The sequence below is a fragment of the Serratia sp. P2ACOL2 genome (genome assembly GCF_003691565.1).
Classification (GTDB): Bacteria; Pseudomonadota; Gammaproteobacteria; order Enterobacterales; family Enterobacteriaceae; genus Serratia; species Serratia liquefaciens.
Window position 1 is genome coordinate 3355840 of the sequence record NZ_CP033162.1, and the last position, 25702, is coordinate 3381541.

A 25702-nucleotide genomic window follows, 5' to 3' on the forward strand; every position below is an offset into this window, starting at 1 on the left:
TTATTTGAACAGTTTACCGACCATGTCACCCAGTTCGTTGCTGTTCGACCGCACTTCGCCATTTGGCGAGGCCGCGTCAGCGACCGTTGGCAGGAACTGTGCAATGGTGGCTGAAGCCTGAGCCGGATCGATCCCCAGCTTTTCCGCCAGTTGGTTGATGGCATCGCTGCCCAGCGCTTGCTGCACGTGATCGCCGCTAATCTGCTGGTTTTCACCGTTGCCCAGCCACGAGCCGACCACATCGCCGAATTGACCCTGGCGGAACTTGTCCAGAATCGCCTGCAGGCCACCCTGCTGCTCAACCCATTGCATAATGGCGACGTAATCAATGCCCTTACCGTTGGCACCGCCCAGAATGTTGCCCAATACGCTATCAAACAGACCCATGGTATTCCCCTTCCGATCGTCGGCTCTGCCGCTCGACCGCAGTGATTTAACGAAAAAGGGCCGCCGCAGCGACCCTGTTGATCAGCAACTGATTAATTTCTGATCTTTCTGTAGACAAAAAGCACCACCAGGGCACCGATGACCGCGACAACAAAGCTGCCCAGGTTGAAGCCATCAACACGGCCCATACCGAAGAAGGTACTGATATAGCCGCCGACAACCGCACCGATGATCCCCAGAATAACGGTTACGATAAAGCCGCCGCCGTCTTTGCCCGGCATAATCCATTTAGCCAAGATACCGGCGATTAACCCAAAAATGATCCAGGAAATGATGCCCATTTTTACTCTCCCTATTACTTTTTGCCCAAAGAAACTCTGTTTTCAGGCCCGCGTCGGCGCCTGATCCAACCCTGACGATACTTTCACAACCACAATCCTGTTGCCCTGTGCTGACCGTTAACGGCAGCGCGATGCAGGGTGAATCTTGATAAACACGCATATTCACACTGTTACTATAGACAAATATCAGCAGTTTACCCATTTCCGTGTGTCTGAATTTAGCTGTGCAAAAATCAACCGCATTCATCAAACTGTCATTACTCCGCGCTATAACAACAGGTGAATATTGCTGCAGGGGACATACCATGACCAACACACCGTTTCTGCTGATACTGGCTGCAATCTATGCGCTGGCCGCCGCCTGGGACGGCTCTGTCGCCTTGTTGTTCCAGTAATGTTACACGCGCTTTGTCACTTTTCGAGTGGTTTTAAATGTGTCTTGTTTTGTCTGCAAATTTAATCAGTTGAAAAATAATGACAAATAGCGAGCAGTTTGAATAAAAATCCCATTGGCTACCGGGCCTCAATTTTCGCAAAAGGGCTTGATAAGGTGGCTGAACCACTCGGCAAAGGCGGTTAAACGCGCCGAACGTTGGCGGCGGTGAGGATAAAGCAACGCAATGCCCATTGCCGGTGGCCGGGCCTGCGGCAAAACCTCACATAAGCTCCCGTCCTCCAGGTAGTGCTGAACATCAAAGCGCGGTATCTGAATCATCCCCAACCCTGCCAGACAGCACCCAATATAATTTTCCGCATTGTTTACCGTGACCCGGCTACGCAAGATTTTTTCCATGTGCTGATCGCCCCGCTGCCAAACCCAGGTATCTGCTCCGGCCAAAGTCGGCTGCGCGTAGCCTACCCCCCAATGCCCCGCCAACTGCTCAGGATGCTCCGGCGTGCCGTAACGTTGCAAATAGTCCGGGCTGGCGCAGTTGATCATGCTTAATCGCCCCAGCGGCTGGCTGACCAAGCTACTGTCGCTGAGACTGCCGACGCGCACCACGCAGTCGATCCCTTCCTGGATCAAATCGATCGAACGGTCGCTGGCGCTGAGAAACAGTTGAATGTCGGGGTACTGCACAAAAAAGTCCGGCAGCGCAGGCACTATCATTCGCCGGGCTATACGACTGGGCACATCGACCGTCAAACGACCGTCGATCGGGCCGTTTTGCCGATGAAACAGGCCTTCCAGTGTTTGAACGTCGAACAACAGGCTGCGCGCTTTTTCAAGCAACAGCTCACCGTCGCTGGTCAATTGCACCCGGCGAGTGGTGCGGTGAAACAGGCGGGCACCCATTTCGTGTTCCAGTTGTTGTATCGCCGCCGAAACCGTGGTTTTTGGCATCAACAGGATTTGCGAAGCGCGGATAAAACTGCCCACTTCAGCAACCTGGATAAAAACCCGTAATCTCCCTATTTTATCCACCGGTTGTGCGTCCTGATTAACAGGCTGCGGCCCGGGCCGCAGCAGAATTAAGGTTAACGGGTAGTATAGCCACCGTTGGCGAACAGCGTCTGCCCGGTGATCCACCAGCCGTCAGTGACCAAAAATTTAACGATCGGCGCAATGTCCTCGATGTCGGTCAGACCGGTTTTCGAGAACTTGCTCAGCGCGGCGGCACTGCTGTGGTACGCCACCGCCTCCTTGCTTTCCTGGCCATAGAAGAACGGCGTATCCATTGGTCCCGGACCAATGGCGTTCACGCTGATGCCGCGTTCGCCAAACTCCTTGGAAGCCGCGCGGGTAAAGTGCTCCACCGGCGCCTTGCTGCCCGGATAGACCGCATAAAATGGCGTATAGGCCGCCAACAGCGAGCTGACAATAGTCACAATTCGGCCGTTATCGGCCAAATGTTTACCGGCCTGCTGGATAAAGAAAAATGCCGCTTTGGCATTGATGTCGAAACTGCTGTCGTAATCGGCTTCGGTCACTTCGGCAATCGGTTTTTTAATCACCAGACCGGCGGTATTGATGGCAATGTCCACCTTGCCAAACGCCTTGACGGCCTCCTCAAACAGCAGCGCCACGTTAGCCGGCTGGGTGAGATCGCCCTGCACCGCAATCGCCTCGGCACCTGCCGCCTTAACCGCCTGCAACGTTTCCTCCGCGGCAGCACGAGTGGCGTCGCTGTTGTAGTGCACCACCACGGCCGCCGCGCCGTTGGCGGCCAAATCACGCGCCACCAGGCCACCCAGGTTCTTGGCGCCGCCGGCGATCAACACCACTTTTCCATTCAAAGATTGCTTGCTCATTACAGTGACTCCGTTAGTGAAGGTTGCAACGAGTATAGAAACTGTGACCGCTCAGATAATCTGTCCAAATTGGGATGAACCATCCCGCTTTTTCGGTCAATAGCAACGATCAGGCCGTTAATTTCCACAGCGTGATCGCCCGCCGGGCATTCGGCGTAAATCGCACTACACTTGTAAGTTCCCGGCAGCAATAGTCACAACCAGAAACTATTGTCCCTCGCCCGTGGGATGCAAAACGCCTGACGGGCCACAACAGAGGTCAATGTCATGTTGATTCAACCCTATCTTTTTTTTAACGGTAACTGTGAACAGGCGATCAACTTCTACCAGCAGCAGCTGGGCGCCAGAATCGAAATGATTATGCGCTACAAAGATATGCCCGAGGAGGCCAAGCAAGGCGGTCCTCAGGACGTCAATCCAGAGTCCATCATGCATGCCCGTCTACTGATTGGCGAAACGGCGCTGATGGCCTCCGATGGGTGTCCGCAGGACGGCGGCGAAGCTTCGCATAAAGGATTTGCCCTGTCGCTGGATCCGAGCGACGTGGAACAAGGCCGAGCATTATTCGAGAAGCTGGCGCAGGGCGGCCAGGTCACCATGCCATACCAGGCCACCTTCTGGGCCAAGGGTTTTGGCATGCTGACCGACCAGTTCGGGGTCAATTGGATGATTAACGTTGAATAACCCGTCATCCCGCCAGGGTGTCCGCCACCGACAGCGGATACCCTGGTGCCAAGATCAACGGTAGTGATACCAGTCATAAGCCGCCATCGCGAACAGCACAAACAGCACCGCCAACAGCACCAGTCCCAAACGCCAATAGGGCGATTTACGCTGCCGCCAGGCAAAAATCATCATTAGCGCCAGCACACCCAAGGTCAGCGGGTAATAAACCACCAGCGTCAGCAAAGTAATAATGATGTAGTCAGACATATGCGTGAACCCTGTATTTTCTATGCCGGTTTTGCGGCGAATTGTAACACTCCGCTTGAGTGGCTCATGCATTTTTGATGTTAAGGGAGTAGTGGTCGGCGTGATTAACGAATAAGATGTAAGATTGTTCTTAACACGATTTAAAGACTTTATAACAAGGGTGACATGACACAGCAGCAACCGCAGGATGCCGAACGGCCACGCAACGGTAAAAATTCCCCGTTACTTTTTCAGGCCGGCGTATTTGTCGTCATCGTTGCCGTCACGCTGATTCTGTTTAACGGCTGGCAGATTTGGAATGCGCACCAGCGCGACTTGCAAAGTGCCGAAAATGAATCGGCCAACCTGGCCCGCTCTCTGGCACAGCATGCCGATGACACCTTTATGCAGACCGACACTACGCTGTCCGATCTGACCGAACGCATTCAGACCGACGGCCTGGGCCAACCGCAACAGCTGCGACTACAGAAAGTGATGCAAACGCAGGTTGGCAACCTGCCCCAGTTGCATGGCCTGTTTGTTTACGATGCTCAGGGGAATTGGATCGTCACCTCATCGGGCCGGTTCATACAAAATGCCAACAATGCCGATCGTGAGTATTTCAAATTCCACCTGAGCCACAACAGCAACGCGATATTTATCGGCAAAGTGGTACGCAGCCGCTCTACCGGTGATTTGATCATTCCGGTCTCACGCCGGATCAACAACCCGGACGGCAGCTTTAATGGGGTGGTACTGGCCACGCTGTATGTCGATTATTTCCGCCAATTTTACGACACCTTCGCACTGAACAGTGACGCCTCGCTCAACCTGCTGTTGGCGGACGGCACCATTCTCTACCGCCGCCCCTACTCCATTGCCGCGATTGGCAAAAATATTTCGGAAGGCGTGTTGTTCCGCGAAATTCTACCCCACTCTGAGTTCGGCAATGCCACCATCACTTCGCGGTACGACAAGGTGGAACGGATCTACGGTTATTCGCGGGTTAATCGCTATCCGCTGGTGATAGCTGCCGGACTGTCGAAGGAAGATGCGCTGTCCGACTGGCGTAATGATACCGGCGTGTTTGCCCTGGGTGGCGCGACGCTGTTAATCATTTTACTGGCGATGGGTCTGGTACTGATGCGCCAGATTAACCACAGCGTACGCACCGAAGCTGAACTGATGCGCACCCGCGATCAGCTCACTACCATCAACCGAACGTTGGAAGAGTTGGCGTTGCTGGACGGGTTAACCGGCCTGGCCAACCGCCGTCAGTTTGATATCGCCATGAAGAACGAACTGATGCGCGCTTCGCGCAATTACCGCAGCGTGGCGTTGCTGATGCTGGATATCGACTGTTTCAAACAATATAACGACATCTACGGTCACGTAGCCGGCGATCAGTGTCTGCAACAGATTGGACAAACGTTGAAAGGGCTGGCGTGCCGCAGCAACGATATTATGGCCCGCTATGGCGGTGAGGAAATGGCCATTATTCTGCCGGATACCGACACTCAGGGCGCACTGATTTTCGCCGAACGGGTGATTGAATCGGTGCGTGAGCTGAAAATACCGCATACGGGCAACCCTCACGGTATTGTCACCATCAGTATTGGCATCTTCGCCAAAGTGCCGCATATGTATAACGACACGCCAATCGGCTTTATTAATCAGGCCGACAGCGCCCTGTATCAAGCCAAAGCCCAGGGGAAAAACCGCATTTATCCCGCCTGACCCATTGGGCCGTCTCCCCCGGAGGCGGCCCCTGAATTTGTTTTTTTTCCGCTCGGAAAATCAAAATCAACCCGCTGATCATAAAACTAAATTTAATTTAAATCGTTAATCTACTTTCGCTGATAAATTAATTAATGCCCATTAAATCTATTTTTATCCATTCGTGCCATTAGCCGCATCGTTTAATATCTGTTTACTTTTGGGCGCATTTTAATAGTGCTAGGATAATTTAATCCAGCCATTAGCATCAACTAGTTCAATTCAACAATAATTCCCGCTGGTTATAAATCCCTTTCAAATAAAAAACAATTAAAGTATCCCCCCATCGCAAGGAGATATTATGCGCGCGGATAATCTTACGCCTGAACAGGTGTTAATAACGTTGCCACAGCAACAGTGGGATAGCGCCCCAGTGCCCTTTTCCCCCTCTGCCGTCGAGGCACTCGAGCAAGGTAAAATCGTGTTTTTGCCTGAACTGGCGTTTCCTATGTTAGCCGGTGAAATGGCGCTGCTGGATCCCGCGTTGGTCGATACAAAACGTAAAAACATCAGCTACTGGCCAGAAACGAGCAAATTATCCGGCGTAGCGATAGCCGCGCAGCAGCCACAGGTCGAGACGTTGCTGTCACGCTATTATCAAACCTGCCTGCAACTGGTTGCCACCCTGCTCCCCCACTACCAACAAGCCTTGCATTCGCCGGTCAACACCCTGCGCCTGCACCCGGTTGCGGCCTGGCGCAAGACCAGCTCATGGCGCAAGGATGACAGCCGGCTGCACGTAGATGCCTTCCCGTCACGCCCGAACTATGGTGAGCGCATTCTGCGCATCTTCACCAACATCAACCCCAATGGCGAACTTCGCCAATGGCGCATCGGCGAACCCTTTCCTCAACTGGCGCAACGCTTTATGCCGCGCCTGGGCCGCTATTCACCGCTGAACAGTTGGCTGCAGCACAAGGTCGGCATCACCAAACGGCGCCGCAGCCATTACGACCACCTGATGCTGCAACTGCATGATGCGATGAAAGCCGACCAGCACTATCAGCAGCAAGGCCCTCAACTGGCGCTCGACTTGCCGCCGGGCAGCAGTTGGATCTGTTTCTCCGATCAGACGCCACACGCGGCGATGGCGGGTCAGTTTATGCTGGAACAAACCTTCCTGTTGCCCGTCACCGCAATGAAAAATCCACAGCAATCACCGCTCAAGGTACTGGAAACCCTGCTACACCAGCCCTTGATCTAATCCGCTTCCGCCAGCAGGGTTTCACCCTGCTGCTGTGCCAGTTGATAGTGGGTGACATCGCTATGGCGGCCAATCAGTTCGGCTAGCTGCGGTGAGTGGCTGGTGATCCACAGTTGGCTATAACGACTGGCTTCGGCGATCAGCATGGCCAATGCCGGCAACAGTTGCGGATGCAGGCTGTTTTCAGGCTCATTGAATGCCATAAATGCCGGCGGACGCGGGCTGAGCATCGCTACCGCCAAACAGAGAAAACGCAGCGTGCCGTCGGAAAGCTCATCACTGTCCAAGGGTCGTATAATGCCGGCACGGTGCATCAATAGCTGGAAGCGCCCCTGAGGGGCCTGAATTTCAAATTCGCTGTCGGGAAACGCCTGCGCCAGGATGTCGCGCAACAACTCGCCATTGCCGATCTCGCAGATGGTTTCAAAAGCGGCAGCCAGATTACTGCCGTCATGCGCCAGTACCGGCGCGCGAATCCCCACCTGCGGCGCTCGCAACGGTGAACCGGGCCACACGGCAAACTCATGGTAAAAACGCCACTGCCGCAGATTTTCGCGTACCTGGGACACTTCAGGATACAGATGCGGATCGGCAAGTTGGCCAAATACCGATTCCTCCGCATGAAGACTGGCAGGATAAGTGGCGCGATCGCCCTGAATATTCGTCAGGAATGCACTCTGGTTGCGCCTTTCGAGTACCCGGGTTGAAGGTCGACGATCATGGCCCGAGATCCACAGTGACTCCTCTTTGACCAGCGGATCGAGTTGAAACAGGCTGCCGGTCGGCTCAGGGAAGCCTAGCTGCAGCTGATAGTCGAAATCATCCAGAGTGGCTGACAACAGCATCCGTTTCGGATCGCCTCGGCGATCACCCGGTCGCAATCCGCCGGCCCACATCGCCTTCTGAATGCCCCCCTCTTCAGCCAACGCAGCAGAAAGCCGCCCACAGGCGGCCTCGTGGATCAATCGCACCGCTTTATACAGGTTAGATTTTCCGCAACCGTTCGGGCCGCTGATCACATTCAGACGGCCCAATTGCAGCTGCAAATTACGTATAGAGCGAAAACCGCTCAGTTGGAGTTGTTGGATCATCGTCGCCACAAACTCTGTGTCAGGAGATGGTGCATCTTACCATGGCACCATCTCACCGGCCTTTAGCTTGTCGGACCGAGGTCCCCTTCCTGCCGCGCCACCAACGTCAGGATACTGTACAGCGCCACCGCCTGCTGATGTTGGTTGAGCACCTGAACATCCCATACCACCACGCCGTGTGGACGATCCTCCGCCGTTTTCTGCGGCTTACGGATTTTCTTTTTGCAGGTCAGCCGCACCTGAAGGGTATCGCCAATCTTCACCGGCTCGATAAAGCGCAGGTTTTCCATACCGTAGTTGGCAATCACCGGCCCGACGCCTGGATCAACAAACAGCCCGGCGGCGGCAGAAACCACAAAGTAGCCGTGCGCGACCCGCTCGCCAAACAGCGATTCGGCCGCGCCGATCTTGTCCATATGGGCATAGAAGTGGTCGCCACTCAGGCAGGCAAAATTGACGATATCGGCCTCGGTCACGGTACGCCGCGCCGTCAGCAGGCTTTCGCCCAGGCGCAGTTGCTCGAAATATTTGCGGAACGGATGTACCGGCTCTTCAATCACCGTCGCGCCGCGCACCCACTCACGGCCGATTGCCGCCAGCATGGCCGGACTGCCCTGAATGGCCGTGCGTTGCATATAGTGTTTTACCGCGCGTAGCCCACCCAATTCTTCACCACCACCGGCTCGCCCTGGCCCGCCGTGCACCAGCATCGGCAACGGAGAACCGTGGCCGGTGGACTCCACCGCTGCCTGTTGATCCAGGATCAGCATTCGGCCATGCGCGCAGGCGGTGGCGCGAATAAAGCGCGTCGCCAGCGCCTCATCGGCGGTCACCAGTGAGCCAGCCAGACTTCCCTGGCCCATTAACGCCAGCTCAATCGCCTGTTCGGTATGCTGATAGGGCATCAGCGTCGCTACCGGGCCGAATGCTTCGGTGCCGTGCACCGCCTGATGGCTAAAGGGATCGGCACAGTACAACAGCGTGGCCGGATAAAATGCCCCCTGCTGCACGCCTGCCCCGCTCACCTCCAGGTTATCCGTTCTCGCGCCGCACAACGGTTCGCAACCGTTATGCAGCAGGTAATCCACCTTCTGTTGCACATCGTCGCGCTGTTCGCGGCTGACCAAGGCCCCCATCCGCACCTGTTCCAGTTTAGGATCGCCCACCGTGACGCCACTCAGCCGCTGCAACAGCGCCTGCTGTACCTCTGCCACCCGTTTCGCCGGCACGATAATCCGCCGAATTGCGGTACATTTTTGCCCGGCCTTGGCGGTCATCTCGCGGCACACTTCTTTGATAAACAGCGCAAACTCCGGCATCTGCGGCGTAACGTCCTCGCCCAGCACGCAGCAGTTGAGCGAGTCTGCCTCCATGGTGAAAGCAATCGACTTTTGCAACAGGCGCGGGTGCGCACGCAGCTGCTGACCGGTCTGCGCCGAGCCGGTAAAGGTCACCGCATCCTGATAATCCAGATGTTCAAACATATCGCCGACGCCACCGCATACCAGTTGCAACGCGCCCTCTGGCACCAGACCGCTGTCGATAATCAGTCTGACCATCGCCTGCGTCAGCTGCGCCGTGGCGGTCGCCGGTTTGATGATCGCCGGCATGCCGGCCAACCAGGTGGGCGCCAGTTTTTCCAGCATCCCCCAGCAGGGAAAGTTAAAAGCATTAATATGCAACGCCACGCCAGGGCGTGAAGTCAGCACGTGTCGGGCGGCAAACTGCGCCTGTTTGGACTGCGGGATCAGTTCGTCTTCCGGCCACAGGGTATCGTCCGGCAGCTCGCGCCCTGCCAGCCCGGCATAGGCAAACAGCGTGGCGATACCGCCTTCGATATCCACCCAGCCGTCACTGCGAGTCGCGCCGGTCTGGTACGAAATCTCATACAGCGTTTCTTTGTTGGCCAGCAGGTGCTTAGCCACCGCTTTCATCATTTGCGCGCGCTGCTGGAAGGTCATCTGTGCCAGCGCCTTGCCGCCCTTGCTGCGCGCATACTCCAGACTGGCGGCCAGCGGTAGCCCGTCGGAACAAACCTGATACAGCGGTTGGCCGGTGACGGCATGGTGGATTTCACGGGCTTTGCCCTGGCCGTACACCCAGGCGCCAGAAAGATAACTGTGTAGCTGCTGCATTTGCTCCTCCGGAATTCATAAATTTACACCACAAGGATTAATTACGTATCACATATTGTCCAGTTTTCACCAGAATGAAATTTAACAAAATAAAAACAACCAGACATTGAAAGCGCTCAGACAGGCGTTTCACTCTCATGGATTAATTTTTAATCTCATTTAAAAACAACATTATAACAACACTCCTTGTGAGCACCCTCGCAAAACCACACAAATGCCGTTTGATCTTTTTGTTATCAGTTTGTAGCCTTATGGTTAGTTAACGTGATTCACATTTTTATATTTAATGTGAAAAATACGAATCACCAAGAGGCACGCATGACAACTGACGCGCAACATCAGCAGCACTTCGACGACAAAATTGCGGCGGATACCTCGATTGAGGCCAAAGACTGGATGCCGGACGCCTACCGCCAAAACCTGATCCGCCAGATTGGCCAACATGCCCATTCCGAAGTGGTCGGCATGTTACCGGAAGCCAACTGGTTGACGCGCGCACCTACCCTGCGCCGCAAGGCGGTGTTGCTGGCCAAGGTGCAGGACGAAGCGGGGCACGGCCTGTACCTGTACAGCGCCGCGGAAACCCTGGGCTGCTCTCGTCAGGATATTTACCAGAAGATGCTCGACGGCAAGATGAAATACTCCTCGATCTTCAATTACCCGACGCTCAACTGGGCGGATATCGGGGTGATCGGCTGGTTGGTGGACGGCGCGGCCATCGTCAACCAGGTGGCGCTGTGTCGTGCGTCCTACGGCCCCTATGCGCGGGCGATGGTGAAAATTTGCAAGGAAGAGAGCTTCCACCAGCGCCAGGGTTACGAAGCGGTCATGGCGATGGCCAACGGCAGCGAGCAACAGAAGGCCATGCTGCAAGATGCGATTAACCGCTTCTGGTGGCCGGTACTGATGATGTTTGGCCCCAGCGATACCGATTCACCGCACAGCGCGCAGAGCATGGCCTGGAAAATCAAACGCCACAGCAACGATGAGTTACGGCAGAAATTTGTCGACAACACCGTCCCCCAGTTGGAAGCCCTGGGCATGGTCGCACCAGACGACGATTTGGCCTGGGACGAAGCCACCGGCCACTACCGCTTTGGCGAAATCGACTGGAGTGAACTGCATGAGGTGATCAAGGGGCGCGGCCAATGTAACCACGAACGGCTGCAAGCCAAACGCCGCGCCTGGGAGGACGGTGCCTGGGTACGCGATGGCGCTCTGGCCCACGCGTCAAAAAACACCTCAACCGCCGCATAAGGAACCGATGATGACACATGCCCAATGGCCACTGTATGAAGTGTTTATCCGCAGCAAACAAGGGCTGGCGCACCGTCATGTCGGCAGCCTGCACGCCGCCGACGACCAGATGGCGCTGGAAAACGCCCGCGATGCCTATACCCGCCGCAACGAAGGCTGCTCAATCTGGGTGGTGCAATCCAGCCATCTGATCGCCTCGCAGCCGGAAGATCGTGAAGCCTTTTTCGATCCGTCCGATGACAAGATCTACCGTCATCCGACGTTCTACACCATTCCCGACGGCATCAAGAACATGTAGGGGCGACCATGACCTTCAATAACGATCCACTCGTCACCTATACCCTGCGTCAGGGCGATACGCCACTGATCCTCGCCCAGCGCTTGTGCGCCTGGTGCGGCCACGCGCCGGAACTGGAGATCGATCTGGCGTTGGCCAATATCGGCCTGGACCTACTCGGCCAGGCGCGCAACTATCTCGGTTATGCAGCCGAACTGGCCGGGCCGCAATTTAGCGAAGACCGACTGGCCTTCGGCCGTGACGAACGTGAGTTCCATAACCTGCTGCTGGCGGAACAGCCCAACGGCGGCTTCAACGACACTCTGGTGCGGCAGTTCCTGATGGACGCCTACCACGTGCAGTTGCATCAGGCCTTGAGCCAAAGTCACGATGCGCAACTCGCCGCCATCGCCGCCAAGTCACTGAAAGAGGCGCATTACCACCTGCGTTTCAGCCGTGGCTGGATGATCCGTCTGGGTGACGGCAGCCCCGTCAGCCACCAAAAAATGCAGCAGTCGCTGGATGACCTGTGGCGTTTTACCGCCGAACTGTTCCATGCCGACGAGCTTGAACTGCAGTTGGCAGAACAGGGTATCGCCGCCGATCCGCGCCAGCTTGAGGCTCCGTGGCTGGCGCTGGTTGAAGAAACGCTGCAACAGGCCACCCTGACGCTGCCGGCAGAGCAGGCGTTCCGCCACGGCGGTAAGCAGGGTCGGCACAGCGAACATCTCGGTCCGCTGCTGGCCGAGATGCAGTTCCTGCAACGCGCCTATCCCAACGCAAACTGGTAAGGGGCCGCTATGAACATTACCCGGCTGCAGGCCGCGGAAATTCCGCAAATCTGGCACTGCCTGCAACAGATCAGCGATCCGGAACTGCCGGTGCTGTCGATTACCGATCTGGGCATGGTTCGCGACGTTGAAGCCGACGGCGACGGCTGGCGCATTACCTTTACGCCAACCTACTCCGGCTGCCCCGCCACCGAGTTCCTGCTCGAAGCCATCGAGCAGCGGCTGGCCGAGGCCGGCTTTGCCCCGGTCAAAGTGGACATTCGCCTCAGCCCGGCGTGGACCACCGACTGGATGAACGCCTCGGCGCGTGAACGGCTGCGTGAATACGGCGTCGCACCGCCACAGGGCCATACCTGCGACAAACCGCAGGCTGCAGGCCCGGTGCCCTGCCCGCGCTGCGGCAGCACCCACAGCGAAAAAATCAGCGAATTCGGCTCCACCGCCTGCAAAGCGCTGTATCGCTGCTGCGATTGCCGCGAACCCTTCGACTATTTCAAATGCATTTAGGAGCGCAGAAAACCATGACGGTCTTCCATCGCCTGAACGTCGCCGCCATCGAGCGCGAAACGCCGGACGCCGTAGCTATCACTCTGCGCGTGCCCGAAGAGCTGAAAAGTCATTACTGCTACACCCCCGGCCAACATCTGACGCTAAAGGCGCAGGTGGATGGCGAAGAGCTGCGCCGCTGCTACTCCATCTGCAGCGCTCCTCAGGAAGGGCTGCTGCAGATCGGCGTTAAAGCCATCCATCAGGGCCGCTTTTCCTCGTTCGTTAATCGGCTACTGAAAGTCGGCGACGCGCTGGAGGTGATGGTGCCGCAGGGCCGTTTCGGCTACCAGCCACAGGCGGAAAACAGCGGCAACTATCTGGCGATTGCCGCCGGTTCCGGCATCACGCCGATGCTGTCGATCATCAAAGCCACCCTGCAACTTGAACCAAACAGCAGCTTCACGCTGATTTACGGCAACCGCAGCAGCCGTTCGGTGATGTTCAAGGAGACGCTGTCCGATCTGAAAAACCGCTATCCACAACGTTTTCAGCCGCTGTATCTGTTCAGCCAGGAGAGCCTCGACAGCCCGCTGCTCAGTGGGCGCATCGACCGCGAGCGCCTGTCGGCGATCGGCGGCGCGCTGCTGGATTACCGCGACTATGACCATGCCTTTATCTGCGGCCCGCAAACCATGATGGACGACGCCCAAAGCGTGCTGGAACAGGCTGGCGTAGCCGCCGAGCGTATCCACAGCGAGCGCTTTAACACCAGCGGCGTGATCGCCCGCCCGGTCAACGACACCCCGCGCAACGCCACGCGAGTGGCGATTTTGCTCGACGGCCGCCGGTTGGATATCGAGGTCGGTTCGCAGGACGACAGCATTCTGGACGCGGCGCTGCGTCAGGGTGCCGATCTTCCCTATGCCTGCAAAGGCGGCGTGTGCGCCACCTGCAAGTGCCGGTTAAAGGCCGGTCAGGTGGACATGGCCGTCAACTACAGCCTGGAGCCGGATCAACTCGCGGCAGGCTACGTATTGAGCTGCCAGTCGTGGCCACGCGGTGACGGTGTGGTACTGGACTTTGACGTATAGGAGCCGCCAATGGAAACCCCTTTGATCCTGCAACATCGCCAGGCGCGCGTGCTGACGCTGGAACTGCACCGTCCACAAGCGCGCAATGCCCTGAACACACCCTGTCTGGAGCAGCTGGTGTATTTACTGGAACAGGCCGATGCCGATACCGCCATTGGCGCAGTAGTGATCACCGGCACAACGCGTTTCTTTGCCGCCGGTGCCGATCTGCACGAACTGCAACGGCAGGACCTGCCCGCTACGCTGACGGATCGCCGCCCGCTGTTGTGGCAACGGCTGGCGCAGTTCAGTAAACCGCTGCTGGCGGCAGTGAACGGCTATGCGCTCGGTGCCGGCTGCGAGCTGGCGCTGGCCTGCGACATTGTCATTTGCGGCGAAAGCGCCCGTTTTGGCCTGCCGGAAATCACCCTCGGCCTGATGCCAGGGGCCGGCGGCACTCAGCGCTTGATTCGCTGCGTCGGCAAGTCCTTCGCCAGTCAGATGGTGCTGAGTGGCGAAGCCATTAACGCCTCGCGCGCATTGCAGTGCGGGTTGGTCAGTGAAGTGTGCGTCGACGCCCTGACGCTGGAACGCGCACAGCAGATCGCCGAGCACATCAGCAGGCAGGCACCGCTGGCACTGCGCGCCGCCAAACAGGCGCTGAAACAGGCTGAGGAAACCGGCCTTAGCCAAGGGCTGCTCATCGAACGCCAGCAGTTTGCCACCCTGGCCGCCACCGACGATCGCCGCGAGGGCATCGCCGCCTTCTTCGAAAAACGTACGCCAAACTATCAGGGGCGCTGATTTATGGAAAACGCATTGATTCTCACCCACCTTGAAGCCGGGGTGCTGACGCTGACCCTCAATCGGCCAGACCGGCTCAATAGCTTCAACGACGAAATGCACCGCCAACTGAGCGAAGCCTTGACCCTCGCCGAGCGGGACGAAACCGTACGCTGCCTGCTGATCACCGGTGCGGGACGTGGCTTTTGCGCCGGGCAGGATCTGAACGATCGCAACGTCAGCGTCGAACAGCAGGCGCCGGATCTCGGCCTGTCGGTAGAGCGTTTTTACAATCCGCTGATCCGTCGTCTGACCGCCCTGCCAAAGCCGGTGGTGTGCGCCGTCAACGGTGTCGCGGCGGGGGCCGGCGCTGCGCTGGCGCTGGCCTGCGATATCGTGATCGCCGCCGATAACGCCAATTTTATTCAGTCTTTCTGCCGTCTGGGGCTGGTGCCGGACTCCGGCGGCAGCTGGTTCCTGCCCCGTTTGGCAGGCCACGCCCGCGCCATGGGCATGGCGCTGCTGGGAGATAAAGTCAGCGCACAACAGGCGCTGGCATGGGGCATGATCTGGCAGGTGGTAGCGGCGGACCAACTGGCCGCCACCAGCCAAACGCTGGCACAACACCTGGCCACCCAACCCACTTACGGGCTGGGGCTGATTAAAAAAGCCCTCTACAGCTCGGCGAACAATACCCTCGATCAGCAGCTCGATCTGGAACGCGACCTGCAGCGCCTCGGCGGCCGCAGCGACGACTACCGCGAAGGCGTCAGCGCCTTCTTCGCCAAACGCCCCCCTAATTTCAGTGGGAAATAATCATGAACCTGCCGAACGTCAACGCAAGGGTCGCCGTGATTGGTGCCGGCACCATGGGCATCGGTATCGCCCAGGTGGCGGCCGGGGCCGGGCATCCGGTGTGGCTGTTTGATATCGATGCCGCCGCCGCCCGGCAGGCACTCGATGCGTTAGGCCAACGCCTGCGCCAAAGGGTCCAGTCCGGCAAGGCCGACGCCGATGCCACCGAGGCCCTGCTGGGCCGTATTCAGCCGGTCGAGTCGCTTGACCAGTTGGCCGACAGCGCACTGGTGATAGAAGCAGTGGCGGAAAAACTGGCGATCAAACAGAGCCTGTTTCGTGAGCTGGAAGCGCTGTGTTCCCCCGCCGCACTGTTCGCCAGCAACACTTCATCGCTGTCGATTACTGCCATCGGCGGTGCACTGCACCATCCGCAGCGCCTGGCCGGTTTGCACTTCTTCAACCCGGCCCCGGTAATGAAGCTGGTCGAGATCGTCAGCGGGTTGGACACCAGCGCCGAAACCGTTGCCGAACTGCAGGCGCTGACCCGGCAATGGGGCAAACAAAGCGTGCTGTGCCGTTCCACGCCCGGCTTTATCGTTAACCGCGTGGCGCGACCTTTTTACGCCGAAACCCTGCGCGCACTCGAAGAACAAGTTGCCGACGCCGCCACGCTGGATGCGGTAATGCGCGACGCAGGCGGCTTCGCGATGGGGCCACTGCAACTGACCGATATGATTGGTCAGGACATCAATTACGCCGTCACTGAATCAGTGTTTCAGGCCTTCTTCCAGGATCCGCGCTTCACGCCGTCTTTGGTGCAGCAGGAACGGGTGGCCGCCGGGCGTCTGGGCCGCAAAAGCGGGTGCGGCTTTTATCGCTACGACAAACAAGCGCCGCCTCAAATTGTCGCCGGGTTACCTCCATCCTCAGCGGAATTGCCGCACAGCATTAAGCTGCACGGCGATGCGGCAGGCGTCACTCTGCTGGCCGAGTTACTGGCAGGAAATGCGGAGGCGATCATACAACCCGGCCAGACCAGTGCTTTTGCCCAGATCGATGAAGTTACATTTATGTTAACAAATGGTAAAACAGCCAGCCAGGTCGCCGATGAAACCGGAACCCCCGTGGTGCTGTTTGATCTGTCTGCCCAGTATGCCCAGGCCTCCACCGTCGCCATCAGCTGCGCGGCGCAAAACGATGCCCGACACAACGCCACTGTGGTACGTCTGCTGCAATCCCTTGGCAAAAAAGTGATCCTGTTGCCGGACTACCCGGGCCTGCTGGTGATGCGCACCCTCGCCATGTTGGCGAATGAAGCGCTCGACGTGGTGAACAAGGGCGTCGCCAGCGCCGCCGATACCGACCACGCCATGCGCTGCGGGGTTAACTACCCGCGCGGCCCGCTGGAATGGGGTGCGTCATTAGGCTGGCGACACATCCTGACCACGCTGGAAAATCTGCAACGCTTCTACGGCGAACCCCGCTATCGCCCGATGCCGTTGCTGCGCCACTACGCATCCCTTTCTTCAGGAGCCCAATGATGAATGCCAATACGCCCCACGCGCTGGCGCAACGCTGCGCCGAACAGATGTTTCAGCAGGACACCTGCGCCCAGGCGATGGGCATGCGGGTGGATGCCGTCGACGCCGGGTTCGCAAAAGTCAGCATGACCGTCGGGCCGCAGATGCTCAACGGCCACCAGACCTGCCACGGCGGGCAACTGTTCAGCCTGGCGGACACCGCTTTCGCCTACGCCTGCAACAGCCAGGGGCTGGCGGCGGTAGCGTCCGGCTGCAGCATAGACTTTATCCGCCCGGCGCTGGCAGGCGATCGCCTGACGGCCAGCGCTGAGGTGCGCCATCAGGGCAAAACCACCGGTCTGTATGACGTGGAGATTGTCAATCAACTGGGCAAGACCGTCGCCTGGTTCCGCGGCCGCGCACATCGGCTCGGTCACGCCATTTTAGGGGAGCAAGCATGAACCAGGCTTTTATCTGCGACGGCGTCCGCACGCCGATTGGCCGTTACGGCGGCTCCCTGGCCAACGTCCGCGCCGATGACTTGGCCGCACTGCCGCTGCGTGCCCTGTTGGCCCGCCACTCGCAGGTGGACTGGTCGAGGGTTGACGACGTGATCCTCGGCTGCGCCAATCAGGCCGGGGAAGACAACCGCAATTTGGCCCGTATGGCAGCATTGCTGGCGGGCCTGCCGGTTAACGTTTCCGGCACCACCCTCAACCGCCTGTGCGGCTCGGGATTGGACGCGCTGGCGACGGCGGCCCGCAGCATCAAGGCCGGTGAAGCCGGTTTGGTATTGGCCGGCGGCGCAGAATCGATGACCCGGGCCCCGTTGGTGATGGGTAAGGCCGACAGCGCCTTCAGCCGTCAGACGCAGCTGTATGACACCACGCTCGGCTGGCGGTTTATCAACCCGCTGATGCAGGCGCAATACGGCACCGAATCCATGCCCGAAACCGCCGAAAACGTAGCGGAAAAATTTAACGTCAGCCGCGCCGATCAGGACGCCTTCGCTCTGCGCAGCCAGCAACGGGCCGCGCGAGCGCAAACGTTGGGGATATTCGCGCAGGAGATCGTGCCGGTCAGCCTCAGCGGCAAGAAAGGCGCGGTCACCCTGTTTGACCAGGACGAACACCCGCGTGCAGATACGCGGCTGGAACAGCTGCAGGCGCTGAAAACCCCGTTCCGCCAACCCGGTACGGTGACCGCCGGCAACGCCTCTGGCCTGAACGACGGCGCAGCGGCGCTGATCGTCGCCTCGGAGGCAATGGCAGTGAGTCAGGGGTTAACACCGCGTGCGCGCATCGTCGCGACGGCAACCTGCGGCGTCGAACCCGGTTTAATGGGCATAGGTCCGCTACCGGCCACCCGTAAAGTGCTGGAACTGGCCGGGCTGAGCCTGGCGCAAATGGATGTCATTGAACTGAACGAGGCTTTTGCCGCCCAGGCGCTGGCAGTATTGCGCCAGCTTGGATTGCCTGACGACGCCCCGCAGGTGAACCCCAACGGCGGCGCGATCGCCCTTGGCCATCCGCTGGGCATGAGCGGCGCGCGTCTGGCGTTAGCTGCCCTGTTCGAACTGGAACGGCGTTCCGGCCGCTACGCGCTTTGCACCATGTGCATCGGCGTCGGCCAGGGCATCGCCATGATTATTGAGCGAGTCTGACCCCCGAGGCTAACTATGACAATGAATCCACAGCCACTCGACGCCATTGAGTTCGCCTCGCGCGATGAGATTGAGGCGCTGCAACTGGAGCGCCTTAAATGGACGCTGCAGCACGCCTACAACAATGTGCCGATGTACCGACGCAAGTTCGAACAGGCGGGCGTCCATCCCGACGATCTCAAACAGCTGAGCGATCTGGCTCGCTTCCCCTATACCACCAAGCAGGATCTGCGCGACAACTACCCGTTCGACACCTTCGCCGTGCCGATGGAACAGGTGGTGCGTATTCATGCCTCGTCAGGGACCACCGGCCGACCGACGGTGGTCGGCTACACCCTGCGGGATATCGATAATTGGGCCGATATCGTCGCGCGCAGCCTGCGTGCCGCCGGCGCTACCGCCAAAGACAAGGTGCACGTGGCATACGGCTATGGCCTGTTCACCGGCGGGCTGGGGGCTCACTACGGCGCGGAGCGACTCGGGGCGACGGTGATCCCGATGTCCGGAGGACAAACCGAAAGGCAGGCGCAGCTGATCCTGGATTTCAAACCCGATGTGATCATGGTGACACCGTCCTACTGCCTGACGCTGATCGACGAGCTGGAGCGCAAAATGGGCGGCGACGCCCGTGGCTGCTCGCTGCGCCTCGGCGTCTTTGGTGCCGAACCCTGGACCGAAGCGCTGCGGCATGAAATTGAAAGCCGCATGGGCATCAAGGCGCTGGATATTTACGGCCTGTCCGAAGTGATGGGGCCGGGCGTAGCGATGGAATGCGCCGAAAGCGGCGGCGGCCCGACCATCTGGGAAGACCATTTCCTGCCGGAAATCATCTGTCCGGAAACCGGCGTGACGCTGCAGGACGGCCAACACGGCGAGCTGGTGTTTACCACGCTGACCAAAGAAGCGCTGCCGGTGATCCGCTACCGTACCCGCGACCTCACCCGCCTGCTGCCGGGCGACGCACGCCAGATGCGTCGCATGGGGAAAATTACCGGCCGTTCCGACGACATGCTGATCATCCGCGGCGTCAACGTGTTCCCGTCGCAGGTGGAAGAGCAAATCATGCAGTTCGAACAGCTGTCGCCACACTATCAGCTACAGGTCAGCCGCAGCGGGCACCTGGATACCCTGGCGGTGCGCGTTGAATTGAAGGAAGCGGCGCTCAGCCTCAGCCACCAGCAACGCTGTGAGATTTGCCACCAGTTACGCCACCATATCAAGTCGATTATCGGCGTCAGCACCGATGTCAGCATCGCCAACTGCGGCGATATCCCGCGTTCAGAAGGCAAGGCCCAGCGCGTGGTCGATCTGCGGCCTCGCTGATTGCCCCGGCGTCACGGATGACGCCCGAATGATTTGTGGTAATGTTGTGCTTCACCGTCGGCTAACCCATGGAAAAATATGGAACATAAACTGGATGAGTTTATCCGCCATGCTATAGAGGCTCAGCCGATCAGCGGCACCTCGCTGATTATCTCCCTCTACGGCGATGCGCTGAGCCACCGGGGCGGCGAAGTCTGGCTTGGCAGCCTGAGCGCGCTGCTGGAGGCCCTGGGTTTTGGTGACCGCTTCGTGCGTACCTCGGTATTTCGCCTGCAGAAAGAGGGCTGGCTGGAGGTTGAAAAAATCGGCCGTCGCAGCTTCTATCGGGTGACCGATCAGGGTATGCGTCAGTTCCGCCATGCCGAGTCGAAAATCTATCTCAGCGAACCGCCCGCCTGGGACGGGAAATGGGATTTGCTGTTGCTGGAAAGCGCGGAAAAGGAGGAGCGGGCACGGTTGAAAAAAGAGCTGGGTTGGCTGGGCTTCGGCCAAATAGCCAGCAATCTGATGGCGGCCCCCACCCACGCGCAAACCGACGTCACCGCCCTGCTCGGCGAACTTAACGCCAGCGAACAGGTGATCTACTTCCGCGCCGACTATCCCTATAACCGCTCGGAGAAAACCCTGCAACAGCTGGTGGCCAACTGCTGGGCGCTGGCTGACGTCGCTGCCGATTATCACGAATTTATCGTCTCTTTCCGCCCGCTGATGGCGCTGCTGCGCGAAGCCGATGAAGCGCTGCTGACGCCCCAGCGCTGTTTCCAGATTAAGCTATTATTGATCCACTTCTTCCGGCGCGTGGTGCTCAAAGATCCTCTGCTGCCGGACGCCCTGCTGCCGGCACAGTGGGAAGGACAGATTGCCCGTAACCTGTGCATCAATATTTATCAGCGGGTAGACCGCGCAGCGACCGAGTATGTCAGCGCCATGGCCGAGACCACTATCGGTGCTCTGCCTGCCCCGGCAGCCGGCTATTATCGACGTTTCGGCGGCCTGCCGCGCGACCCTACAGTATAAGGAAACTTTGCTATGCCCGTGTATCAGATTGACGGCCTGACGCCAGTGATCGATCCCAGCAGTTACGTACACCCTACCGCCGTACTGATTGGCGATGTGATCGTCGGCAAACGGGTTTATATCGGCCCCAACGCCAGCCTGCGCGGCGACTTTGGCCGGCTGGTGATTAGCGATGGCGCCAATATTCAGGACAACTGCGTGATGCACGGTTTTCCGCAGCAGGACACCGTGGTGGAGCAGGACGGGCACATCGGCCACGGCGCCATCTTGCACGGTTGCCGCATCCGGCGTAACGCCATGGTCGGCATGAACGCGGTGATCATGGACGGTGCAGAGATCGGCGAAAACACCATCGTCGGTGCCATGGCATTCGTCAAGGCCGCCGCGGTGATCGAGGCCAATAAGCTGGTGGTCGGCAGCCCGGCGCGGGTATTGCGTGACCTGACCGAACAGGAGTTGGCGTGGAAAGTCGCCGGTACGCGCGAATACCACGATCTGGTTGAACGCTGTAAATCCTCGCTGCAGGAGGTTGCGCCACTGACCGCCATTGAACCGGGCCGTCAACGCCTGAGCTTTGGCGACCACCTGATCCCGAAAAGCCAGCTTTAATCCTGTCGAAAATCGCTATTCAGGCCAAAAGTGGTTTACAGTAAACACCCTGTTACCCCACTTTTATCTGGACCGGAATAGATGCCCAGAACGGCCAAAACGGTTGAAGTCCCCGCTATCGGCGAGCTTGATCGCCATGCGGGGCAGCTTAGCCTGCAACTTGCCCAGGCGCTGCGCGCTGCCATAGGCAAAGGCGAACTTAAACCGGGCGATCTGCTGCCCTCAACCCGCGTACTGGCGGGCGCATTACAGCTTGCCAGAGGAACGGTGCTGGCCGCCTTCGAGCAACTGACGGCGGAAGGATTTCTCGAAGCGCAGCCCGGTTCGGGCACTCGGGTGGCGTTGTCGCTCACCCGCCCGGCCCCCGCGCCGGTCAAACACCTGGACGCCGGCGATATGCCGCTTTCCGATCAGGCGCTGGCCCTGGAACACTTTGCCGCCCAGTTGCGCCCTCTGCCACCGGTCCCCTTCACCGTCTCGGTACCGATCAACGATACCGCGCCCGACGACGTTTGGCGCAGGCTCGGCAACCGTATCCGCGCCAGAGGCCCCGGCGCCCCCGCCGGTTATGGCGAACCGCAGGGCGCATTGCCGCTGCGTGAGGCGATATGCGAATACGTTCGCAAGTCCCGTTCGGTGCACTGCACGCCGGAACAGGTGATCATCACCTCCGGCACACAGCAGGGGCTCTATCTCGCCACGCAGATTCTGCTGGATGCCGGTGAGACCGCCTGGGTTGAAGATCCCGCTTATCACGGCATTACCGCCATTTTTAACACCGTCTTCAGAGACCGGAAAATGGCCAGAGTGCCGGTGGACAGCGAAGGCATAGCGGTCGCCGCAGGCAGGAAAATCGCGCCACAGGCCAGAGCCGCCTTTGTCACTCCCTCGCATCAGTACCCCTTGTGTATGCCCATGAGCATGTCGCGCCGGCTTGAGCTGCTGGCATGGGCCAAAGCGCAGCAGGCCTGGATCGTCGAAGACGATTACGACAGTGAAATGCGTTATTCCGGCCACCCGTTTCCTTCGTTGCAGGGGTTGGATCCGGCCAGGGTTATCTACCTGGGAACCTTCAGCAAGGTGCTGTTCCCTTCGCTGCGTCTGGGCTACGCCATCGTTCCTCAGCCCCTGGTGAATGCCTTCTGCGGTGCGCGAGTGCTGATGGATCGCCACCCCCCCAGTGCCGATCAATACGTTCTGGCCAGTTTTATGGCGCAGGGGCATCTGGATCGCCACATTCGTAAAATGCGCGGCGTGTATGCGGAAAAAAGGCGAGTGCTGACCGACGCCATCAACGCGCAGGTTTCTGCCGAGCTGGCCACTCTGCACCCCAGCGATCAGGGCATGCATATGCTGCTGTGGTTAAAAGCGGATTTGGACGATCGGCAGGTTGCCCGTAAAGCCGCCGAGGCCGGGATAGCCGTCGGTGCACTTTCGCCGATGTATAGCCCCGGCAGCGGGAAAAACGGATTGATACTCGGGCTGGGAGGCTACACGGAACAGCAGATCCACCAGGCGGCCCAAAAGCTGAACCGGGTGCTGGCGACCTTGGCGACGGGGTAAGGCAGGCCTTACCCCGTCTTATTACTTACCGCGAAAAACGCTTGGCGCCGTATACGCACACCAATACGCCGACCATTACCGCAATCATTGAAGGTTGAATGCTTTCATGCAGCACCAGCCCGGCCAGCGCCAGACCAAAAAACGGCTGCAGCAATTGCAGCTGTCCCACGGCGGCGATGTCCCCCTGCGCCAAACCGCGATACCAAAAGATAAAGCCAATCCACATGCTGAACAGCGAAATGTAGCCCAGAGAACACCAGGCGCCGACGCTGACCTGTGGCCAGGCTGGCGGGGCCGTCACCACGGCCGCCGCTGCCGTCAACGGCAAAGCCACCACCAGCGCCCAGGAGATCACCTGCCAGCCGCCAAGCTTGCGCGTCAGCACGGCGCCTTCCGCATAGCCCAGGCCACAAAGCAGCACCGCGGCCACCATCAGCAGATCGCCAAGCCAGGAGCCAGTCGCCCCCTGGCTTAACGCAAAAGCGCCAACCAGCAGGCTCCCCAACACCGAAAACAGCCAGAAAGCGGCTTTGGGCCGCTCACCGCCCCGCAGTACACCGAAGCAGGCGGTAGCCAGCGGCAACAGCCCGATATACACCAGCGCATGCGCCGAGGTGGTGTGCTGCAAGGCTAGCGCCGTGAGCAAAGGAAAACCGATCACCACCCCGAGCGCGGTGAGTGCCAACGGCGCCAGGTCGCGGCGCTGCGGCCAACGCTGGCGCATCAGCGTCAATGCACTCAGAGCCAGCAAGGCCGCTAGCACCGCGCGCATCGCGGTGAGAAACATGGGATCAAACTCTTGCACCGCCACGCGAGTGGCAGGCAAAGAACCGCTGAAAATCAACATGCCCAGAAAGCCGTTGATCCATCCCTGCGCCGAATGCCTGGCCACCGGCATACTGTTGCTACAGCCAATAAGGCGCCGTTTTTCTGTCCCACTGCTCATTGCAAACCACTCCATAACCCCAGAAAAGGCTTATTCTCCGGATAAAGTGGTTTATCACCAGAGCCACATATTCACATTTTCAGTGAACCGGTTTACTCCACGCTCGGTGTTTCCATTACCGCGGGTACGGGCTGATGACGGCTGTAGAAGAAGTAGATAGCCACCAACAGCAGGGTAAACGGAATGCCAAACCACAGCGTCATCCTGAAAAATTCGGTGAACGCCGTCGAGATCAGCAACGCGGCCATCAAACCGGCACCGGCCAGCGTGGTGTAAGGAAAGCCCCACATGCGAAATTTAAGGTGGGTTTGCCGGTGCTGACGGCGGAAAAACAGGTGCGTGACAAAAATCATCAGCCAGGTAAAGCAGGCACCGTACACCGAAATAGACATCATGGCGGCAAAGGATTTTTGCGGGTAGACCAGACTCAACACGATCGACACCACGATGCCGATGCAGGACATCGCCAGCGCGCTTACCGGGATGCCACGTTTACTGACCCGGCCCAGCGCAGCCGGAGCTTGCCCTGCGCGTGACAGCGAGAACATCATGCGGGTGGTGATATACAGTTGGCTGTTCATCGCCGACAGCGCGGCCACCAGAACGATAAAGTTGAAGATACCGGCGGCGGCAGGCAGGTGGATGACGTTCATCGCCACCAGGAACGGGCTTTCGCCGGTACCGGACTGCCGCCAGGGAACGATCGCCAGCATCAGCGCAATCGACAGCATGTAGAAAATGAACAGTCGTAAAATGGTGCCCTTGAACGCGGTTTTTACCGCAATCACCGGGTTCCTGGCCTCACCGGCGGCGACGGCGATCATCTCAATGCTCAGGTAGCTGAAAATCGACACGATCACCGCAAACCACATGCCTTTCACGCCAAACGGGAAGAAGCCACCGTTGGCAGTAAAGTTTTGCAGACCAAAGGCCGGGTTGGCAGAAAACATCAGAATACCGATGCCGATGGCGATAAAGGCGGCAATGGCCACCACCTTGATGGTCGACAGCGCATATTCCACCTGACCGAACGATTTAACGCCAATCACGTTAATCAGGATCACCGCCGCAGAGAACAACAGCACCCAGGGCCAGATTGGCGTGGTCGGGAACCAGAACTGCATATACATGCCGATGGCTGTCACCTCGGTCCCCACCGCCAATACCACGCAGGACCAGTAAGAATAACGCACCAGAAAACCAAACAGCGGGCTGATGTAAAATTCGGCATAGTCGCCAAACGAGCCCGGCGTCGGGTGTTCTGAGGTCATTTCCGCCAGGCATCCCATCAGTAATAACGCCACGATGCCGCCGATAAAATAGCTCAGCAATACGCTGGGCCCGGCCATCTGAATGGCATAGGCGCTGCCGAGAAACAGCCCGGTACCGATAGCGCCGCCGATCGCCAGCATCGACATCTGCCCGGCGGTGAGCTGTTTCTGCAACCCGCCTTGCCGCCGGGCGATTTCGTCAAAACCTTTTATCTGTCTCATAGCA

At 58.7% G+C, this 25702-nt stretch carries 26 protein-coding genes; 17 read left to right on the plus strand and 9 right to left on the minus strand.

Going from position 1 to position 25702, the window contains the following annotated elements; genetic code table 11:
• From EBA31_RS16395 to EBA31_RS16410, 4 genes are all read right to left on the minus strand, one after another.
• Nucleotides 1–387: a YidB family protein gene (locus tag EBA31_RS16395; RefSeq protein WP_122079740.1), complete on the minus strand. Its 387-nt coding sequence runs from the start codon at nt 385–387 to the stop codon at nt 1–3.
• Nucleotides 388–479: 92 nt separating this feature from the next.
• Nucleotides 480–728 (minus strand): GlsB/YeaQ/YmgE family stress response membrane protein, encoded by a 249-nt coding sequence (locus tag EBA31_RS16400; RefSeq protein WP_017893301.1) that lies wholly within the window; start codon nt 726–728, stop codon nt 480–482.
• 523 nt (nt 729–1251) lie between these two features.
• Complete coding sequence (locus EBA31_RS16405; RefSeq protein WP_041414723.1) at nt 1252–2154, minus strand: LysR family transcriptional regulator; 903 nt, start codon at nt 2152–2154, stop codon at nt 1252–1254.
• 53 nt (nt 2155–2207) lie between these two features.
• A complete protein-coding gene (locus EBA31_RS16410; protein WP_048760362.1) occupies nt 2208–2981 on the minus strand; it encodes an SDR family oxidoreductase in 774 nt (257 codons plus the stop codon).
• 267 nt (nt 2982–3248) lie between these two features.
• Here EBA31_RS16410 and yjdN point away from each other — a divergent pair, with 267 nt between their 5' ends.
• Nucleotides 3249–3665, plus strand: a complete 417-nt coding sequence (gene yjdN, locus EBA31_RS16415) for a VOC family metalloprotein YjdN (RefSeq protein ID WP_020827589.1) — start codon at nt 3249–3251, stop codon at nt 3663–3665.
• A 54-nt stretch (nt 3666–3719) separates the two neighbouring features.
• Here the strand turns inward: yjdN and EBA31_RS16420 are convergent, their stop codons facing one another.
• Nucleotides 3720–3914 carry a hypothetical protein gene (locus EBA31_RS16420; protein ID WP_122079741.1) on the minus strand — a complete coding sequence of 65 codons (195 nt, stop codon included), beginning with the start codon at nt 3912–3914 and terminating at the stop codon, nt 3720–3722.
• A 165-nt stretch (nt 3915–4079) separates the two neighbouring features.
• Between EBA31_RS16420 and EBA31_RS16425 the strand changes: the two genes are divergently transcribed.
• Both EBA31_RS16425 and EBA31_RS16430 read left to right on the plus strand, forming a co-directional pair.
• Nucleotides 4080–5630, plus strand: a complete 1551-nt coding sequence (locus EBA31_RS16425; protein ID WP_020827591.1) for a GGDEF domain-containing protein — start codon at nt 4080–4082, stop codon at nt 5628–5630.
• Between the two features lie 340 nt (nt 5631–5970).
• On the plus strand, nt 5971–6873 hold the full coding sequence (locus tag EBA31_RS16430) for a Kdo hydroxylase family protein (protein WP_046373210.1): 903 nt from the start codon (nt 5971–5973) through the stop codon (nt 6871–6873).
• On the opposite strand, the gene EBA31_RS16435 is transcribed toward EBA31_RS16430, so the two are convergent.
• On the minus strand, nt 6870–7964 hold the full coding sequence (locus tag EBA31_RS16435; protein ID WP_122079742.1) for an AAA family ATPase: 1095 nt from the start codon (nt 7962–7964) through the stop codon (nt 6870–6872). The genes EBA31_RS16430 and EBA31_RS16435 overlap by 4 nt on opposite strands.
• A 62-nt stretch (nt 7965–8026) precedes the next feature.
• A complete protein-coding gene (paaZ, locus tag EBA31_RS16440) occupies nt 8027–10099 on the minus strand; it encodes a phenylacetic acid degradation bifunctional protein PaaZ (RefSeq protein WP_122079743.1) in 2073 nt (690 codons plus the stop codon).
• Nucleotides 10100–10417: 318 nt separating this feature from the next.
• Here paaZ and paaA point away from each other — a divergent pair, with 318 nt between their 5' ends.
• The 14 genes from paaA (at nt 10418) to EBA31_RS16510 (ending at nt 23259) form a co-directional block, all read left to right on the plus strand.
• Nucleotides 10418–11356 carry a 1,2-phenylacetyl-CoA epoxidase subunit PaaA gene (gene paaA / locus EBA31_RS16445; RefSeq protein WP_044552223.1) on the plus strand — a complete coding sequence of 313 codons (939 nt, stop codon included), beginning with the start codon at nt 10418–10420 and terminating at the stop codon, nt 11354–11356.
• A gap of 10 nt (nt 11357–11366) precedes the next feature.
• Nucleotides 11367–11654: a 1,2-phenylacetyl-CoA epoxidase subunit PaaB gene (paaB, locus tag EBA31_RS16450; RefSeq protein WP_020827596.1), complete on the plus strand. Its 288-nt coding sequence runs from the start codon at nt 11367–11369 to the stop codon at nt 11652–11654.
• An 8-nt stretch (nt 11655–11662) separates the two neighbouring features.
• The gene (gene paaC, locus EBA31_RS16455) at nt 11663–12424 is read left to right on the plus strand and encodes a 1,2-phenylacetyl-CoA epoxidase subunit PaaC (protein WP_122079745.1); all 762 of its coding nucleotides are present in this window, start codon (nt 11663–11665) and stop codon (nt 12422–12424) included.
• 9 nt (nt 12425–12433) lie between these two features.
• Entirely contained in the window at nt 12434–12931 is a 498-nt protein-coding gene (paaD, locus tag EBA31_RS16460) for a 1,2-phenylacetyl-CoA epoxidase subunit PaaD (RefSeq protein ID WP_020827598.1), read from the plus strand.
• Nucleotides 12932–12945: 14 nt separating this feature from the next.
• Nucleotides 12946–14004, plus strand: coding sequence for a 1,2-phenylacetyl-CoA epoxidase subunit PaaE (gene paaE / locus EBA31_RS16465; protein WP_122079746.1), 1059 nt, complete (start codon nt 12946–12948; stop codon nt 14002–14004).
• A 9-nt stretch (nt 14005–14013) separates the two neighbouring features.
• The gene (gene paaF, locus EBA31_RS16470) at nt 14014–14787 is read left to right on the plus strand and encodes a 2,3-dehydroadipyl-CoA hydratase PaaF (protein ID WP_020827600.1); all 774 of its coding nucleotides are present in this window, start codon (nt 14014–14016) and stop codon (nt 14785–14787) included.
• Nucleotides 14788–14790: 3 nt separating this feature from the next.
• Complete coding sequence (gene paaG / locus EBA31_RS16475) at nt 14791–15582, plus strand: 2-(1,2-epoxy-1,2-dihydrophenyl)acetyl-CoA isomerase PaaG (protein ID WP_020827601.1); 792 nt, start codon at nt 14791–14793, stop codon at nt 15580–15582.
• 2 nt (nt 15583–15584) lie between these two features.
• The gene (locus EBA31_RS16480) at nt 15585–17105 is read left to right on the plus strand and encodes a 3-hydroxyacyl-CoA dehydrogenase (protein WP_046373203.1); all 1521 of its coding nucleotides are present in this window, start codon (nt 15585–15587) and stop codon (nt 17103–17105) included.
• Complete coding sequence (paaI, locus tag EBA31_RS16485) at nt 17105–17545, plus strand: hydroxyphenylacetyl-CoA thioesterase PaaI (RefSeq protein WP_020827603.1); 441 nt, start codon at nt 17105–17107, stop codon at nt 17543–17545. The genes EBA31_RS16480 and paaI overlap by 1 nt, the downstream gene beginning before the upstream one ends.
• Nucleotides 17542–18747, plus strand: a complete 1206-nt coding sequence (gene pcaF, locus EBA31_RS16490) for a 3-oxoadipyl-CoA thiolase (protein WP_122079747.1) — start codon at nt 17542–17544, stop codon at nt 18745–18747. Before paaI ends, pcaF begins: the two co-directional genes overlap by 4 nt.
• Nucleotides 18748–18762: 15 nt before the next feature.
• Nucleotides 18763–20070 carry a phenylacetate--CoA ligase PaaK gene (gene paaK, locus EBA31_RS16495; protein ID WP_122079748.1) on the plus strand — a complete coding sequence of 436 codons (1308 nt, stop codon included), beginning with the start codon at nt 18763–18765 and terminating at the stop codon, nt 20068–20070.
• Between the two features lie 78 nt (nt 20071–20148).
• Entirely contained in the window at nt 20149–21087 is a 939-nt protein-coding gene (gene paaX / locus EBA31_RS16500; protein WP_020827606.1) for a phenylacetic acid degradation operon negative regulatory protein PaaX, read from the plus strand.
• A 12-nt stretch (nt 21088–21099) separates the two neighbouring features.
• A complete protein-coding gene (gene paaY / locus EBA31_RS16505; RefSeq protein ID WP_020827607.1) occupies nt 21100–21696 on the plus strand; it encodes a phenylacetic acid degradation protein PaaY in 597 nt (198 codons plus the stop codon).
• Between the two features lie 81 nt (nt 21697–21777).
• A complete protein-coding gene (locus EBA31_RS16510) occupies nt 21778–23259 on the plus strand; it encodes a PLP-dependent aminotransferase family protein (protein WP_122079749.1) in 1482 nt (493 codons plus the stop codon).
• A gap of 25 nt (nt 23260–23284) precedes the next feature.
• Here the strand turns inward: EBA31_RS16510 and EBA31_RS16515 are convergent, their stop codons facing one another.
• Nucleotides 23285–24157: a DMT family transporter gene (locus tag EBA31_RS16515; RefSeq protein WP_238387511.1), complete on the minus strand. Its 873-nt coding sequence runs from the start codon at nt 24155–24157 to the stop codon at nt 23285–23287.
• Between the two features lie 140 nt (nt 24158–24297).
• Nucleotides 24298–25698, minus strand: a complete 1401-nt coding sequence (locus EBA31_RS16520; RefSeq protein ID WP_122079751.1) for an amino acid permease — start codon at nt 25696–25698, stop codon at nt 24298–24300.
• Nucleotides 25699–25702: the final 4 nt, after the last annotated feature.

Coding starts and splice junctions, on each gene's coding strand:
- EBA31_RS16395 (WP_122079740.1), bottom strand. CDS start 387: ATGGGTCTGTTTGATAGCGTATTGGGCAACATTCTGGGCGGTGCCAAC.
- EBA31_RS16400 (WP_017893301.1), bottom strand. CDS start 728: ATGGGCATCATTTCCTGGATCATTTTTGGGTTAATCGCCGGTATCTTG.
- EBA31_RS16410 (WP_048760362.1), bottom strand. CDS start 2,981: ATGAGCAAGCAATCTTTGAATGGAAAAGTGGTGTTGATCGCCGGCGGC.
- yjdN (WP_020827589.1), top strand. CDS start 3,249: ATGTTGATTCAACCCTATCTTTTTTTTAACGGTAACTGTGAACAGGCG.
- EBA31_RS16420 (WP_122079741.1), bottom strand. CDS start 3,914: ATGTCTGACTACATCATTATTACTTTGCTGACGCTGGTGGTTTATTAC.
- EBA31_RS16425 (WP_020827591.1), top strand. CDS start 4,080: ATGACACAGCAGCAACCGCAGGATGCCGAACGGCCACGCAACGGTAAA.
- EBA31_RS16430 (WP_046373210.1), top strand. CDS start 5,971: ATGCGCGCGGATAATCTTACGCCTGAACAGGTGTTAATAACGTTGCCA.
- EBA31_RS16435 (WP_122079742.1), bottom strand. CDS start 7,964: ATGATCCAACAACTCCAACTGAGCGGTTTTCGCTCTATACGTAATTTG.
- paaZ (WP_122079743.1), bottom strand. CDS start 10,099: ATGCAGCAGCTACACAGTTATCTTTCTGGCGCCTGGGTGTACGGCCAG.
- paaA (WP_044552223.1), top strand. CDS start 10,418: ATGACAACTGACGCGCAACATCAGCAGCACTTCGACGACAAAATTGCG.
- paaB (WP_020827596.1), top strand. CDS start 11,367: ATGACACATGCCCAATGGCCACTGTATGAAGTGTTTATCCGCAGCAAA.
- paaC (WP_122079745.1), top strand. CDS start 11,663: ATGACCTTCAATAACGATCCACTCGTCACCTATACCCTGCGTCAGGGC.
- paaD (WP_020827598.1), top strand. CDS start 12,434: ATGAACATTACCCGGCTGCAGGCCGCGGAAATTCCGCAAATCTGGCAC.
- paaE (WP_122079746.1), top strand. CDS start 12,946: ATGACGGTCTTCCATCGCCTGAACGTCGCCGCCATCGAGCGCGAAACG.
- paaF (WP_020827600.1), top strand. CDS start 14,014: ATGGAAACCCCTTTGATCCTGCAACATCGCCAGGCGCGCGTGCTGACG.
- paaG (WP_020827601.1), top strand. CDS start 14,791: ATGGAAAACGCATTGATTCTCACCCACCTTGAAGCCGGGGTGCTGACG.
- EBA31_RS16480 (WP_046373203.1), top strand. CDS start 15,585: ATGAACCTGCCGAACGTCAACGCAAGGGTCGCCGTGATTGGTGCCGGC.
- paaI (WP_020827603.1), top strand. CDS start 17,105: ATGAATGCCAATACGCCCCACGCGCTGGCGCAACGCTGCGCCGAACAG.
- pcaF (WP_122079747.1), top strand. CDS start 17,542: ATGAACCAGGCTTTTATCTGCGACGGCGTCCGCACGCCGATTGGCCGT.
- paaK (WP_122079748.1), top strand. CDS start 18,763: ATGACAATGAATCCACAGCCACTCGACGCCATTGAGTTCGCCTCGCGC.
- paaX (WP_020827606.1), top strand. CDS start 20,149: ATGGAACATAAACTGGATGAGTTTATCCGCCATGCTATAGAGGCTCAG.
- paaY (WP_020827607.1), top strand. CDS start 21,100: ATGCCCGTGTATCAGATTGACGGCCTGACGCCAGTGATCGATCCCAGC.
- EBA31_RS16510 (WP_122079749.1), top strand. CDS start 21,778: ATGCCCAGAACGGCCAAAACGGTTGAAGTCCCCGCTATCGGCGAGCTT.
- EBA31_RS16515 (WP_238387511.1), bottom strand. CDS start 24,157: ATGCCGGTGGCCAGGCATTCGGCGCAGGGATGGATCAACGGCTTTCTG.
- EBA31_RS16520 (WP_122079751.1), bottom strand. CDS start 25,698: ATGAGACAGATAAAAGGTTTTGACGAAATCGCCCGGCGGCAAGGCGGG.